This is a genomic window from Marinospirillum insulare DSM 21763 (assembly GCF_000686905.1).
In the GTDB taxonomy this organism is placed as follows: domain Bacteria; phylum Pseudomonadota; class Gammaproteobacteria; order Pseudomonadales; family Halomonadaceae; genus Marinospirillum; species Marinospirillum insulare.
Window position 1 is genome coordinate 1 of record NZ_JMLW01000041.1, and the last position, 13779, is coordinate 13779.

The following is a 13779-nucleotide window of genomic DNA, read 5'->3' on the forward strand; positions in this document are numbered from 1 at the left end:
AAACACTTGGAATGAAAACACCAAATGAAGTATTGTTTGAAGAATTACAGGCTGTTGCACTAGCAAGTTGAATCCAAGAAAGAAAATGAATAAAGTACTATCCGTTTTATTGCTATCTTTATTGCCAATGCTTGCGATAGCAGCGAGTGAACAAACTAACCATCATGGCGATGGTCATGGGCATAAAATGCCTAACCAAGCTGAAAACCATGATCACAAGATGGAAGGTATCGGGCAGCCAGGTCTAGCAACTGAAGTGACTCGTACGGTTGAGCTAGTGATGAAGGATAATATGCGTTTCATACCTGAGAAACTAGAGGTGTCTGCTGGAGAAACTGTACGTTTAAAGGTTGTTAATGAAGGTAGAATAGACCATGAGCTAGTTATAGGTGAGATGGGGTCACTTTTAGAACATGCTAAAGAAATGCGTAGGATGCCTAATATGGTGCACGATGACCCTAATGCAATCACTTTGAAGCCTGGTGCAAAGGGTGAGTTAATCTGGAAGTTTGATCAAGCTGGGGTTGTTGATTTTGCTTGCTTACTACCAGGGCATTTTGAAGCAGGTATGAAAGGTCAGGTAAAAGTTAAGTAAGCTGGAGTAGCCCACAATTAATAGGGTAGTTACCTGATTTTAACTACAGAATCACCTCACTTCACCTTAGGCAAATCGTTCCAACGGGTGGTATAGGCTGGGGAGAGGTGTTCTCTCTTCATTGCCCAGGTGTTGGTGTTGCAGTTTCCTTGGCTAGCTAAAGTTACTGTACCTAATCCGCTTTCATTAATTTGATCGACCGCTGCCATTAACTTTTTGCTGCGGTATTTCTTGGTCATATCTTCAAACAAGCTGGGTTGGCTGGCATTCTGGTCATAAAAATCTGCCAGAATCACGCCACCTTTGTTATAGCGGTATCCATCTCGCCAAATACTTTCCAATAAACGCATAGCCAGCCGGGTTAAAACCCTTGAATCATTACTTGGGTCAGAGAGTTGACCAGTGGCTGAGTTGCTGTAACTGGGTTGATTGGTTTTAAATCGATTGGTTTGAATAAAAACTGTCAGCACTTTAGCTTGTTGATCTTCAGCCCTTAGCTTTTCTGCTGCACGGGCGGCGTGCTGAGCTATGGCTTGGCGCATACCATCTATTTCAGTAACCACCTGACCAAAGGATCGGCTGCTGATAATCTGTTTTCTCTTAGCAGGAACTTCTTCTAATTCAAGGCAAGCAATGCCGTTTAATTCATGGACTGTTCTTTCCAACACAATAGAAAACTGGTTTCTAATCTGTTGAGGGTCGATTTGCGCTAAATCTAACGCTGTTGTAATACCCATTGCATTCAAGCGTTTAGTCAGTTGCCTGCCAACACCCCATACTTCTTCAACTGGGGTAATCGCCATTAATTTTTCTTGCCTGACTCTTGCAGTTAAGTCGACGACGCCACCCGTTGCTGGGTATTGCTTGGCACCATGATTAGCCAGCTTTGCTAAAGTTTTAGTGGGTGCAATACCCACACAGACTTGAATGCCGGTGTCTTTATCAACCTTAGCTTTAACCTGCTTACCAAAACTTTCTAAATCAAAAAGCTTTTCCAACCCTGATAAATCTAAAAAAGCCTCGTCTATGGAATAGACCTCAACCCTAGGTGCTAAAGCCTCTAAGGTGCGCATCACACGGCTGCTCATATCAGCATAAAGCGGGTAATTAGATGAAAAAACCTGAATCTTGTGTCGTGCGATCAAGGGTTTAACTTTAAAAACTGGCACACCCATCTTAATGCCTAAGGCTTTTGCTTCCCTAGACCTTGCCACAACACAACCATCATTATTGGAAAGCACCAGCACCGGTACATTTTTAAGTTGTGGAGCAAACAACTTCTCACAGCTGGCATAGAAATTATTGCAATCCACCAGCGCAAAAATTTGGCTCATGGTTGGCAAGTGGTGCGATTACGCAGGTTACGAACCACATTAGTCACCACACCAAAAATTTCCATATCACTACCTTCAGGAATGCTAATCGGTAGGTAGGCAGGGTTATGCGGTAACAAACAAGGGTTAGCACCCAGCACTAACTCTTTAACCGTAAACTCACCGTAAAGACTGGCCACCACAATATCGCCCTGAACCGCCTGAATAGAGCGATCAACCACCAGAATATCGTTCGGAAAAATACCCGCATTAATCATCGAGTCACCTTCCACCCGAACAAAAAACGTTGCAGCAGGGTGCTTAATGCAAAGCTCATTTAGATCAAGGGTTTGCTCAATATAGTCCTGCGCAGGCGAGGGAAAACCAGCAGAAATTGCATCACTAAATAAAGGAATGGCTAGGTAATTCTGCTGCAATTGAACAGCATCACCGCTAACACCCATGTAAGTCACACGCATAAAGGCCTCTGTACTCTATTTAACCACTAGATAGCTGGTTGTTTGTACGGGGTATCCCCTTAGCTCCACAGCTCTTAATTTAAAGGTTTTACTCGCTGTTTCACCACATCTTGATAAGTAACAGGCTTTGTCACAACGGCTTGCTGCAGTAAGCGATAAAACAGTAAACCCCTTGATTTAGACTTGCGGCGATTAAATCGAAATACATATTCATTAAGGTAATTATCCAGTTGTCCTGGCTGTACTGCACCATGGTGTGTACCCATCATCCAACGTTGCAAAAGTGATGCAACTCGGTGAACGCCTGGCATAGACTCATGAGCTGGTATGGTTGAGCAAAGGTGAACTGTTTGTCGGTGCTCGTATCCATTTTCTTTGATTTGGCGGTAAGCAGGAGAACCATCGGTATGAATGAGCGATCCTGGAGCAATGGAGGCATTAATGAATGGCATTAGATTATCGTGGTTGCCACGCTCAATCTGTTGGATGCGAACTCTTCCAAAACCTTTAGGGTGTAGTATTTCGACTGCTATAACTACCAGTAGCTTGGTGGTGTTGCTCTTCCGACCCTTCGTACTTAACAGCTCCGTTCGGTCAGAGAGTGCAAGGTAGGTTTCATCAACTTCAACCTCCCCACGAAGCAATTCTCTATCCGGCCGTACCATTGCGTGGCGTAGTCTGTGTAGCATAGTCCATGCTGTTTCATAGCTACCAAGACCAAGTACACGCTGCAAACTTAATGCGCTAACACCATGCTTCTGGTTGGTAATGTACCAAATGGCAGCGAACCAAACACTAAGTTCGGTGCGAGTTTTATCAAAAATAGTGCCTGCAGTTACAGTTGCTTGATGCCTGCACGTTGGACAGATCAATCTACCACGACTACTTCGCTGCACTTGTGATACCACTCCACACTTAGGACAAATAAGTCCATCAGGCCAGCGGAGCGTTTCTAAGTAATTGCGGCACGCTTGCTCAGAATGGAACCAGTCAAGGAATTGAACCCAAGTGGTTGGATAGTCTTTTCCACCTATAGGGTAGGTTTTTTGAGTACTCATTTGAGCATTTTGTCATTTGTGGAGCTAAGGGGATACCCCGTTTGTTTGTACAGTAGGGTAAGCCGTTTTAGTTTTGACAGCAACCTAAAGAACTTAACCTTTGTGATCTTATACAGTCTATTTTTGTTATTGGACTAAAATAGGCACGTTTAGCCTTTAGGCTTGGCACACTAGTAAACTGGATAACAATTTAAAGCTACATAATTCAAGTACTTAAATATTAAGCAGTGAAGATAGTGTGCGCACCTTTAGCAAGATAGGCGGCCTGCTTGAATTGTAACCAATGGCTAGCTTGTTTTTACTGATTAAACCTTTAGTATTCAGAGCCATACATTAATTTTTAGTAAGCAAGCCAAAGCGACAAAACGAGCATGCCTACTAATACGCTGTTAGCCTCTTAAAGGAGAGATCGTGTTCTATCACGTAATAATTAAACCAAAATCAGATAAATATTACGGTGAATACAAAACAGATCTCACCAAAGAACAGTTGATTTCAAGATTTGTTGAGCCCTACGAGCAAGGAATGCCAATCGTTATCAACGGAAAAACTGTTCAACCAAATGATCTAGAGCGAATAAGAATCTCAAAAAGCGAAAGAACAATTGAGTCTTTTATCCCTCAGATTAAAGCTGAGGATCAAGCATCATCAGTTGCGTTTATTGGAGGACCCTCTTACACATACCAAGCAATTGGAAGAGCTATAGACATAACGGATGACTTTATCGAAGGTGCTATCGGATACAAGAAAGCCCTAACAGAAACTAAAAGCAGTACCGAAAAAGCTAAAGAAGGCGAACCTACTAGAGTATTTATTGTTCATGGACATGATGAAAGCGCTCAAAATAAAGCTGCCAGGTTTGTTGAGAAGTTAGGCTTTGAAGCAATTATCCTTCATGAGAAAGCCAGCTCCGGAAGAACAATCATTGAAAAAATCGAGCATTATTCAGACGTTGGATTCGCGATTGTCCTATATACCCCCGATGATGTTGGTAATGTTAAATCAGAATCCGATAATTTGAATGTTCGCGCTAGGCAAAATGTGATTTTTGAACATGGCTATCTTATCGGTAGACTTGGTCGTCAAAACGTCTCCGCTCTAGTTGACGGTAAGCTTGAGCTGCCAAACGATATTAGTGGTGTCGTATACATTAATCTCGATGAAGGCTCGGCTTGGCACCTACAACTAGCAAAAGAGATGAAACAGTCTGGCTATAAAATAGACATGAACAAACTAATCTAAGGCTAACAAAGCGTAGCACCGGACAAGCCGGTGAACGCGGCGTTATGTGAATTAATCAAAAGGAGAAATAGAATGAATGACGCTGTACAAAGCCTTCCCAATCCAGAACAGGCAAGGAAGCAACGCATTTTAGATGAAGTAAAAAAGGAGTTGAAAAAAGTAAGGAGTTATACACCTAAAGTGGGTGTTTTCGGCGATACTGGGGTAGGTAAGTCAACGCTTTGTAATGCGCTGTTCGGAAAAGACATAGCAAAAATTAGCGATGTCGAGGCTTGCACAAGAGAGCCACAGGAAGTTCTAGTCGGCGGAGAAGATGGCGGTGGCATTATACTTGTCGATGTGCCGGGTGTCGGCGAAGATGCCGCACGTCATCAAGAATATATTGATCTATACAAAAGCCTTATTCCTGAGCTTGATTTGGTGTTGTGGGCTATCAAGTCTGACGATAGAAAATATATGTCTTCTATAGATGTATATAAAGAGGTTTTGGAGCCAAATTTAGAATCTTGTCCAGTAGTATTCACTATTACTCAATCAGAGAAAATTGAGCCTTGGGGTGGATGGGACACGGTTAATAACAAGCCAGGAGAGGCTCAGCAAGCGAACCTTCAGATCAAAATTAATGATGTTTCTAGTAGGTTTAACGTTTCAACCAATAAAATTGTAACCATTTCATCAGGGCAAAAATTCAATCTTGTTGAATTGGTTAATAAAGTTGTTGAGGTGCTTCCAAACGAAAAAAAGTACTCATTCACAAGGGAAGCAAAGGAAGAAAACGTATCAGAAGAAGCAGCAAAAAGCGCCGAAAAAGGAATATTCGATCACATAAAAGAAAAAATCGGTGATGCATGGGACTATGTTAAAGATGATGTTCTTGATGCAGCCAAGGATTTTGTCGTTGAGTACGCGCCAAAAATAGCTAAGAAGGCAATAAGCTGGCTTAAAAAATGGTTCTGAATTTCACATAACAAACGGCTGTTGTCGGACGCGCCTACGCTGCGCTCCGGCACGCCGCAAAGCCGGGCGTTATATTTTAAATGGAGTTTCGTGTGAAATTGATACAATGGACACTTTTCCTTGATATGCTTGGTTACCGAGATATTAATGGTGCGATTAATTCGGAGGCTAAAGCAAAAGAATTTATTTCTTTCATGGAAGATAATAAAGGTGGTTTGGATTTTTCTAATCGCTCTGAAGTAAAGGAACAATATAAAAAAGATAAGTCATTTGACCTTTATTTGTATTATGACGTTCAGCACGCGTTTATATCTGATTCTCTAATAATAACGTTTACCCCTAAAGAAGTTAAATCACTCAAAAATAATCAGCTAAAGTATATGCACTCTGCTAATGCTTTATTCATCATATTGATGCGCTTACAAGCGGTTATATTTAATTGTTTCTCCCAAAAAGGGCTTTTTCTTCGAGGGGGCATTTCAACTAAATACTGTTATATAAAGGATCACTTTGCAGTTGGAGAAGGTTTAATAAGTGCGTATAAAGCTGAAAGTTCATTAGCAATTCATCCTAGAATAGTATTTAGTCCTGAGGTTCTGGAAGATAAGCAATTAAAAAGTAGTATTACGAAACTATCTGACATTATGTATGGCGGTCACAATATTATTAAGTTAGATGATGACGGGGTGCATTATCTAGATTATTTGGGGTACAACCTTTCTCAAATTGACCTAAACGTCAAAATGATCTCGGATCACGCTAAAAGAAATTTGCCTATGTATTTGTATAGCCTTGAACAGTCGAAACTATTCTTTCAGAGGCACTCCGAAGCTATTGAAGGCAAATTGACTGAATTGGAGTCGCGAAAGGCTGGTTTAAATGCATCAGAAATACAAAAACTACAAAAGGTTATTGATAAATTTATTTGGCTAAAAAACTATCATAATTCAACCCTACTCAATCACGAAAAATTTGCTGAGTATGTTATTAATTAAAATATAACAAGCTGTTTAACAAGGACAAAATACAGTTGGCTTTTGCTCCTTCGTCGCTTATTCTAGCCAACGATATTTAGCCTGTTAACAGGGCGTTAATCAGAAAGGAGATGTCAATTGAAACGCATATTACTAATTTCGCTGCTTGCAGTTCTGGGTGGCTGTACAACAGTTCAGTACAACGGCTCTCCTTCAGCCATGAAAGATGTAGATTATCCTCCGTTGGATAAAGAGGTTATGGCCTACGTCGGAGATCACATGGTTGAGAAGGGGGTGATTTACGAGGAGCAAGTACTTTACGTCAAGCAACGTGTAGACGGAGCGCTATACGACATTCCTAGTAAAGATTATCCTCAGGTCGGGTTTGATGAGGAACAAGACTTTTACTCAGCCATAGGTGTGATTAGAGGGACACTGTCTGATCCAATTGAAGCGCTAGCGGTTGGTAAGGCGGAAGGAAGCCAAGTCTGTGTCATTACGACTCTGGGTGGCAGTGCTTGTTACGACGCTGATTATGAGAGACGCGGTCGAGTTTCTGAAACCAAGAATAGCTTTCAGCAAACACTGATCTATAGTGGTCGCGTAGGAGACAAGATCAACATTGGATATCGCGAATTCAGCAATAATAGTGCGAGGCCCGCCTTCAATAATGAAGTCGAATACGATTTGAGTGAATCAAAGCGCATAGGTTACAAGGGGGCACAAATCGAGGTCTTGGAGGCTGATAACAGCAGCATCACATACAAAGTTCTGCGCAACTTTCCAGATTAACAAGGCCATCAAATTCGTTCCGGCCCTCGGCCTCCACCGGACGCCCCTGTCGGGCCGCCGTTTATGGCTGGCGTTATGCCTTTTGTGTGCTGCCAGCATCGGAGAAAAATGAATACACGATAGTAAACCTCTCTCCTCCGTATACAGTGCTTACAGCGTGATGAGATTCAGGTGAAATTGCAAAACCCTGTATCGAGCCACTTTTGGGTGGGACAATCTTGCTGATCTGGTCAGGCTCAGGGCCTGAAAAAAGCATTAGTTGGCCTCCGTAATCATCGGTCCAATCTCTATTTAGCTGAACTAAAACTCGGTGCGTTTCCTCACCTGGAATGAAGTCATTATGAATACGTATGGTTTGCCCTGGAACAAGCTTATGCGCTGTGACATCCACTCTATCTGATAAGTTAGCATTAAAAAGAGAAGCTACATGTTGACGGAGATCGTCCAGTGTCTCAGCTGCTGCTAGCTGATCTATAGGTTTCGAAAATTTTTGCTCCAGCAAGCTGAACTCGTATTGTTCGTAGAAGTCAGTCTCAATAAGCCTCCACGGCGCACTCTCTTCAAGCCATGTTAAATATTGATTCTGAGTTTCTAATGATATAGCTTCCGTTATCGAGAAATGCTCAAACGGAGCATTGATAAGGGATGCTGTAGAAATATTTATACACATTCGACACCTTCAAGCATCAATCTTTCTTTAACTGAACGAATGATTTTTATATGGTCATGGCAGTATACAGACGGGGCATCGTAACCATGGTCCTCACTCCAGCGGTACAAGGGCATGCCGCCGCCGCATACAGATTGAAGCTCGCAAGACTTGCAAGCTTCACAAATGGGAATCTGCATATGAGCATACTCCGCAAACTCACTTGACGATAGAACGTCGGATATTTTTGTGTTGCGCACATTCCAGCGAGAGGTGAAAAAATCGGCACCATCAAAAGATGAACGTAGAGTGTCGTTCTTTCTTATTTCTCCATCCGTTTCAAAAATAAGAATTCCATACGGATCAGTTCCTTGCCCTTCTTTTGTGCCTGAGTCACCGAGAAGTAATCTTACAATATCGTCAAAAAATCGAATTGGAACTGGGGTAGGGTCTGAGGTGTAGCACTCAAATAGCTCACAAAGCCAATCCCCGTATTCGGTAGACGTAAAACTAGACTTTCCTTGCGGTAGTCGATCGTGATTTCCGTCTTGCATTAAGAAATCCATATTGGGGGAACCAAGTGACTTTAAAAAGTCGTATGTCTTTATTGCGGGCAGAGACGGCTGAATCACGCTGAGTGTTCCAGCAAAAAGGAATTCGGAGTCGGTATGTGACCTGAGTGCTTTAATGCCGTTTACAGTTTTGGAGAAAGTGCTATTCCCTTTAATATCAACGCGAGCAATATCATTTGCACCTTGATCGCCATCTATGCTAACTGAAACACTTACTTTTTCGCTGGAAAAAAGATCTAAAAACTCTTTATTTATCAACGCACCATTTGTTTGTAGGCTAATTGGATAACGTTCAGGATCAAGCTTCTGACGAAGCCCTCTTATGAGGGCTGTGAGTTTATTCAAACCAAGTAAAAGTGGCTCCCCGCCGTGAAGAACAATGGCAAACCCAGCTGTTTGTGTATTTGCTTGGATAATCAATTGCTCTATCAGAGAGTCAATAACATCCTCGCTCATTCGTTTAGGTTGATCGCGCCAGCTGGTATCCTTCCCCTGATAGACATAGCAATAAGAACAGTCGTAGTTACATCTACTGGCTGTTTTTATTAGAGCAGTGTCTAGTTGAAGTGCCATAAGTAATTACTGGCCTCGATTGTGGCGGTTATGAGTGCGATCATAACTCCCCCCGACCGCTTGAAGGCCTTCTTTATTGCGAACTTCTTCGATAAGGCGCTGGATTGCAGGGCTTGGAAGATGAGTAGAAATATTAGCATTGTTTGATTGAGGCTGATTTTGCATGGCCGAAGCTCCTTTAAATAGATTATTGACATTTATGACAATAGTCTATTCTATCGTAGATGTAAAGACATAAAAAATCCTTTAAAAAACAGTAATTTAAATAAATTCATGACTGTAAGGTATTGATTTATAATGGGTATATCGTAATCTATGAGCATAACAAGGCGCTGCTACGGAAAATTTACTCGCTGTCGCTCCTAAATTTCCGCAGAGCGCGGCGTTAGGTTTTTGGAGTGAATTCCAAATAAAGAGGCAAGCAATGTCACAAAGTATTAATCTCGTTGCATACGAGTCTGCAAGCGATGGAAGAATTTACGAAACAAAAACCGAACTTATTGAAACTGCATTTGTTTCGACGGCTTTACTTAACGAATTGCAAAAAGAATTCCCTCTTGTCGAAAGGAAAATCTATGAGGTGCCTGAGACAGAGGAACATTATTCGATAGAGTGTTTCAATGATTCTGATGTTGAAAGAATTCTCATCAAGTTAGAGGAAGTTTTCTTATCCGTGCTGAAATCAGACAGTGAAACGTTGCTGGGAAAATCGTCTTCTCAAGACGGGAAAAATCTGCCATCAACGCAGTCCACTCATATAAAATCAATTGATATTTCTGAATCTATTAGCAGATTTAGAACTATTTCTAATATCATTTATATATTTAACCTAAAAAATAACAAGTATGGTGATGACACCTCTGTTGTGCTGAAACTGGGGTAGTGAAACATGAGCACAAACATAGGGAAAGATGGTGAAATGAGAGTGCTTAGACTGCTCTCTCATGTTGTAGAAGCCGAAGAAAACTGTGATGTTACTCGCCATACAAATACTAATACTGCTGACGGTGGTGCTGATCTAATATTGGAGCATCCTCAGGGCTTATTACCTCATTTGGGAAGCATTGCTAGTGGAAAAGATAATAATCAACTGCCAGAATTGTCCGATGCCCAAAAAGTAAAAACAAGAATTGATGTTAAAACAACTGAAAGCAAACTGGGGCCCGACGTAGTCAAGAAGTTTGCTGGTGATATAAGGCGCAACCCGGATTGTAACGGTCATGTCCTGATGGGAGGAGCCGACCTTTCAGGCCAAGCAAAATCTGACTTCAAAGAAATTCAAGATGCACAGGCAGAGGTTGGGAAGACGGTCGTGTATATTCCTAACACAGGAATTGAAAACCTCGAGCGACATTACACAGCCCTACCTAAAAGTTCGAGCGGCGATGAAGATCAAACCTAACAAGGCGCTGCTGTCGGACAAATTTCCCGCTGCGCTCCAAATTTGCCGCAGAGCGCGGCGTTCAGGCTGTAGAAAAACCTCTTTAATTATGGTTTGATTGGATTTTCAGATAACGAGGGCATGAGGATGGCTCGATTCAAGCATTACGACTATAACCAGCAGACAATGGTGGTAATTAATTATCTTGAACAGCTTCAGCTTGGCACCTTCGAATTTGCTCTGCATTACCTCATCTCTGAAAAACTCGACCTGTCTGCTTTTCACCAGCCTTATAAAAATGATACCGAAGGTCGCCCAGCCTACGATCCAGCCATACTGTTAAAGATTATCTTATTTGCTTATTCTAAAGGCATTACCTCTAGCCGTGAGATCCAGTGGTGCTGCGAAACTAACATTATCTTTAAAGCCTTATCCTGCGACAGCGTTCCACATTTCACTACTATCGCCCATTTTGTTAGCAGCCAAAGCCAAGCCATTGCCACCTTGTTTGAACAAGTGCTGCTGGTCTGTGATGAACAGGGTCTTTTAGGCCATGAACTCTTTGCCATTGATGGCTGTAAAATGCGTTCTAATGCGGCTAAGGAATGGTCTGGTACCTTTAAAGAACTGGAACAAAAGCGTCAAAAACTGAAGCGTTTAATTAGCTACCATTTAACAGAGCATCAGAAAAAAGACAGCTGGGAAAGTGAAGAAGAACTGGATCGCGCTATCCGCCAAGTTAAAACCATTTTAACGCTGGATAAAGCAGCCAATAAGATTGATAAATTTTTAAAGCACAATGAACCCAGACTGGGTAAAGGCAAACGTAGCAACGAAGTGAAGAGCAATATTACTGATAACCAGTCAGCCAAAATGACGACCAGTAAAGGTACGATTCAAGGTTATAACGGTGTTGCTTCCGTTGATAAAAAACACCAAATTATCATTGATGCACAAGCCTTTGGCGAAGGGCAAGAACACCACACTTTGCAACCGGTGCTAGAAACCATTCAAGAGCGTTACAAACGGCTGGGTATCAGCAAAAACCTCTATGAAGAAGGCATCATCGTTACTGCCGATACGGGCTTTGCTAATGAAGCCAACATGCAATACCTGCATGAAAACAACATCAATGCCTACATCCCAGATAACCAGTTCAGAAGCCGTGATCCCAAGTTCGCACACCAAAAAGAAAAATACGGCAAACGTCACCAAACATCCGGCAAGTCAAAAGCCAAGCAGTTAATTCCTGCCAGCGAATTTCAATTTGATCCCATAACAATGACCTGCATTTGCCCAGCAGGACAGACTATTAGTAGTCGAGGCACCCGAAACAATCCCCAAGGTCAACCGACTGCCTATTTTGAAGGGCGATTACTGCAATGTAGGCACTGCCCTAAGAAACACCAATGCATGAAAACGCCCTCCGCAGCTGATCACCGCAAAGGTGCAGGCCGACAAGTCAGCTTCCCATTAAATGGAAAAAGAGCAGCCAACTACACTGACTGGATGAAACACCGTGTGGATAACCCCCTAGGAAAAGCCGTTTATGCGCACCGCATGTCGGTTGTTGAACCAGTGTTTGGCAATATCGGTACCAATAAACGGTTGAACCGCTTTAGCCTGAGGGGTAAAACTAAGGTACAAGGCCAGTGGCAACTCTTTTGCTTGGTACACAATGTTGAGAAACTGGCACGTTATGGCAAGCTGAGTCAATAAAAGGGCTGATTAGCCCATAGAATGAGCCTAGAACAACGTATAAGTAGAAAGTTATTAGAAGCCAGCAGCAAAAAGCTAGAAATACATGGAATAAATAAGTTGTCTACTAAAATTGGCAACAAAATATAAATAACAGAAAACGAGCTGTTGGCGGGAAAAGCTGGCTGAAAACAGGTTTTTCTACAGCCTCGTTAGGCTTCCAAGGAGAGGGTTAATTGAGTGAGACAGCAGGCACTGTACTGGTCAAGCCCGAGTGGACACTTTTAATTGGTAATTTTCATACTCAACTGGGGTCATATCACCATTAGACGTATGAAGCCTTTTTAGGTTGTAATACTTCATATAAGCAGCGACATCGGCTGCCATAGATTCGTAAGTTGCGTGTTGAACTTTGAGTATCCAATCGTGTTTTAAGCTGCCAAAAAAGCGTTCGACAACGGCATTGTCCCAGCAAGCACCAACATCACCCATCGACTGCTTTATTCCTAGCTTTGTCAGCGACTTTTTTAACTTTTTACTGGTGTACTGTGAACCACGGTCGCTGTGGAAGATAACCCCTTTTGGGTGCCCTCTAAGCCAATAAGCTTGCTTAACCGACTGTAAGACAAGGTCGCTTGTCATGCGTTTGTTAATAGCCCAGCCGATGATACGGCGAGAATACAAATCCATAGCAACGCTTAAATACATCCAACCTTGCCCGGTCTTTAAATAGGTAATATCGCCAGCCCACACTTGATTAGGCTGGTCTGGATTAAAGTCCATGTTCACCAGGTTAGGTGCTGCTAATTGGCACTCGTCACGCTTGGTCGTTACTTTGTAAGCCACGCGCTGGCGTACCACCAAACCGAGCTTGCGCATGATTGTGCGTGTTTTATAACGGCCTATAAAATAGCCTTGTTTACGCAGTGCCTTCATCAACTCACGGCTGCCTAAGCTGTAACGACTTGCTTTAAATAGCCGCTTAGCTTCACGGTGTAACATCAGCGTATCATTCGTAATAAGCTGTGCTGGACGCTTTTCCCAAGCGTAATAGCCTGAACGACTTAAGCCTAAGGTTTTACAACACAGGCTTACTGAGTAGCCTTCTTGCACCTTGGAATGAACAAACTGAAAACTTATTTCATTTCCTTGGCGAAGAAGGCCGATGCCTTTTTTAAGATGTCTTTCTCCATCTTTAAACGCTTGTTTTCAGCACGAAGCTTTAATAGTTCGGTACGCTCATTATCGTTCAACATAGTGCCTTTAGCCTGCTCTTCTTGTTGTTTTTTCCAATTATAAATTTGGTTGGGATTTACCCCTACCGCTTCAGCTGCTTCAGCAACGCTATAACCTTGTTCAGCAACCAAGGATACCGCTTCTTCTTTGAACGCTTTGGAGTAGGTTTTGTATTTACGCTTCTGATTCATCATTCACCTCAAACTAGACTGGGTCTATTGTCTCTCATTGAAGTGTCCATTGGAATTAGACCAGAACAG

The 13779-nt window shown here is 42.3% G+C and carries 15 protein-coding genes; 8 read left to right on the forward strand and 7 right to left on the reverse strand.

The annotated features are described in order from the left end of the window. The first annotated feature begins 85 nt into the window (after nt 1–85). Nucleotides 86–595, forward strand: a complete 510-nt coding sequence (locus BP27_RS0112475; RefSeq protein ID WP_027851832.1) for a cupredoxin domain-containing protein — start codon at nt 86–88, stop codon at nt 593–595. A 56-nt stretch (nt 596–651) separates the two neighbouring features. On the opposite strand, the gene umuC is transcribed toward BP27_RS0112475, so the two are convergent. The 3 genes from umuC to BP27_RS0112490 form a co-directional block, all read right to left on the reverse strand. Next, nucleotides 652–1929: a translesion error-prone DNA polymerase V subunit UmuC gene (gene umuC / locus BP27_RS0112480; RefSeq protein ID WP_027851833.1), complete on the reverse strand. Its 1278-nt coding sequence runs from the start codon at nt 1927–1929 to the stop codon at nt 652–654. Continuing rightward, nucleotides 1926–2387: a translesion error-prone DNA polymerase V autoproteolytic subunit gene (umuD, locus tag BP27_RS0112485; protein ID WP_027851834.1), complete on the reverse strand. Its 462-nt coding sequence runs from the start codon at nt 2385–2387 to the stop codon at nt 1926–1928. Before umuD ends, umuC begins: the two co-directional genes overlap by 4 nt. A 74-nt stretch (nt 2388–2461) precedes the next feature. Next, nucleotides 2462–3445: an IS1595-like element ISMain1 family transposase gene (locus BP27_RS0112490; RefSeq protein WP_027851835.1), complete on the reverse strand. Its 984-nt coding sequence runs from the start codon at nt 3443–3445 to the stop codon at nt 2462–2464. 411 nt (nt 3446–3856) lie between these two features. Between BP27_RS0112490 and BP27_RS0112495 the strand changes: the two genes are divergently transcribed. From BP27_RS0112495 to BP27_RS0112510, 4 genes are all read left to right on the forward strand, one after another. Then, nucleotides 3857–4687: a TIR domain-containing protein gene (locus tag BP27_RS0112495; protein WP_027851836.1), complete on the forward strand. Its 831-nt coding sequence runs from the start codon at nt 3857–3859 to the stop codon at nt 4685–4687. 72 nt (nt 4688–4759) lie between these two features. Then, nucleotides 4760–5644, forward strand: coding sequence for a GTPase family protein (locus BP27_RS16275; RefSeq protein ID WP_051610566.1), 885 nt, complete (start codon nt 4760–4762; stop codon nt 5642–5644). Nucleotides 5645–5736: 92 nt separating this feature from the next. Next, nucleotides 5737–6639 carry a hypothetical protein gene (locus BP27_RS0112505; RefSeq protein WP_027851837.1) on the forward strand — a complete coding sequence of 301 codons (903 nt, stop codon included), beginning with the start codon at nt 5737–5739 and terminating at the stop codon, nt 6637–6639. Nucleotides 6640–6756: 117 nt separating this feature from the next. Next, nucleotides 6757–7410, forward strand: coding sequence for a hypothetical protein (locus tag BP27_RS0112510; RefSeq protein ID WP_027851838.1), 654 nt, complete (start codon nt 6757–6759; stop codon nt 7408–7410). Between the two features lie 73 nt (nt 7411–7483). Here the strand turns inward: BP27_RS0112510 and yhhC are convergent, their stop codons facing one another. Genes yhhC through yhhA form a run of 3 tightly spaced genes read right to left on the reverse strand, consistent with a single transcriptional unit; the run spans nt 7484 to nt 9369 of the window. Next, a complete protein-coding gene (gene yhhC, locus BP27_RS0112515) occupies nt 7484–8080 on the reverse strand; it encodes a cyclophane-containing peptide 2OG-Fe(II) oxygenase YhhC (protein WP_027851839.1) in 597 nt (198 codons plus the stop codon). Next, nucleotides 8071–9204 carry a cyclophane-forming radical SAM/SPASM peptide maturase YhhB gene (gene yhhB, locus BP27_RS0112520; protein WP_027851840.1) on the reverse strand — a complete coding sequence of 378 codons (1134 nt, stop codon included), beginning with the start codon at nt 9202–9204 and terminating at the stop codon, nt 8071–8073. Before yhhB ends, yhhC begins: the two co-directional genes overlap by 10 nt. Nucleotides 9205–9210: 6 nt before the next feature. Then, nucleotides 9211–9369, reverse strand: a complete 159-nt coding sequence (gene yhhA / locus BP27_RS17175; RefSeq protein WP_150112064.1) for a YhhA family cyclophane-containing RiPP — start codon at nt 9367–9369, stop codon at nt 9211–9213. 259 nt (nt 9370–9628) lie between these two features. Here yhhA and BP27_RS0112530 point away from each other — a divergent pair, with 259 nt between their 5' ends. The 3 genes from BP27_RS0112530 (at nt 9629) to BP27_RS0112540 (ending at nt 12304) form a co-directional block, all read left to right on the forward strand. After that, a complete protein-coding gene (locus BP27_RS0112530; RefSeq protein ID WP_027851841.1) occupies nt 9629–10087 on the forward strand; it encodes a hypothetical protein in 459 nt (152 codons plus the stop codon). 6 nt (nt 10088–10093) lie between these two features. Next, a complete protein-coding gene (locus tag BP27_RS16280; RefSeq protein WP_051610567.1) occupies nt 10094–10606 on the forward strand; it encodes a hypothetical protein in 513 nt (170 codons plus the stop codon). Nucleotides 10607–10732: 126 nt separating this feature from the next. Beyond that, nucleotides 10733–12304 carry an IS1182 family transposase gene (locus BP27_RS0112540; protein WP_027851842.1) on the forward strand — a complete coding sequence of 524 codons (1572 nt, stop codon included), beginning with the start codon at nt 10733–10735 and terminating at the stop codon, nt 12302–12304. A 243-nt stretch (nt 12305–12547) separates the two neighbouring features. Here the strand turns inward: BP27_RS0112540 and BP27_RS0112545 are convergent. After that, a protein-coding gene (locus BP27_RS0112545; RefSeq protein WP_150112065.1) for an IS3 family transposase occupies nt 12548–13710 on the reverse strand; the annotation gives its coding sequence in 2 pieces (ribosomal slippage) (nt 12548–13446 and nt 13446–13710; 1164 coding nt in all). Nucleotides 13711–13779: the final 69 nt, after the last annotated feature.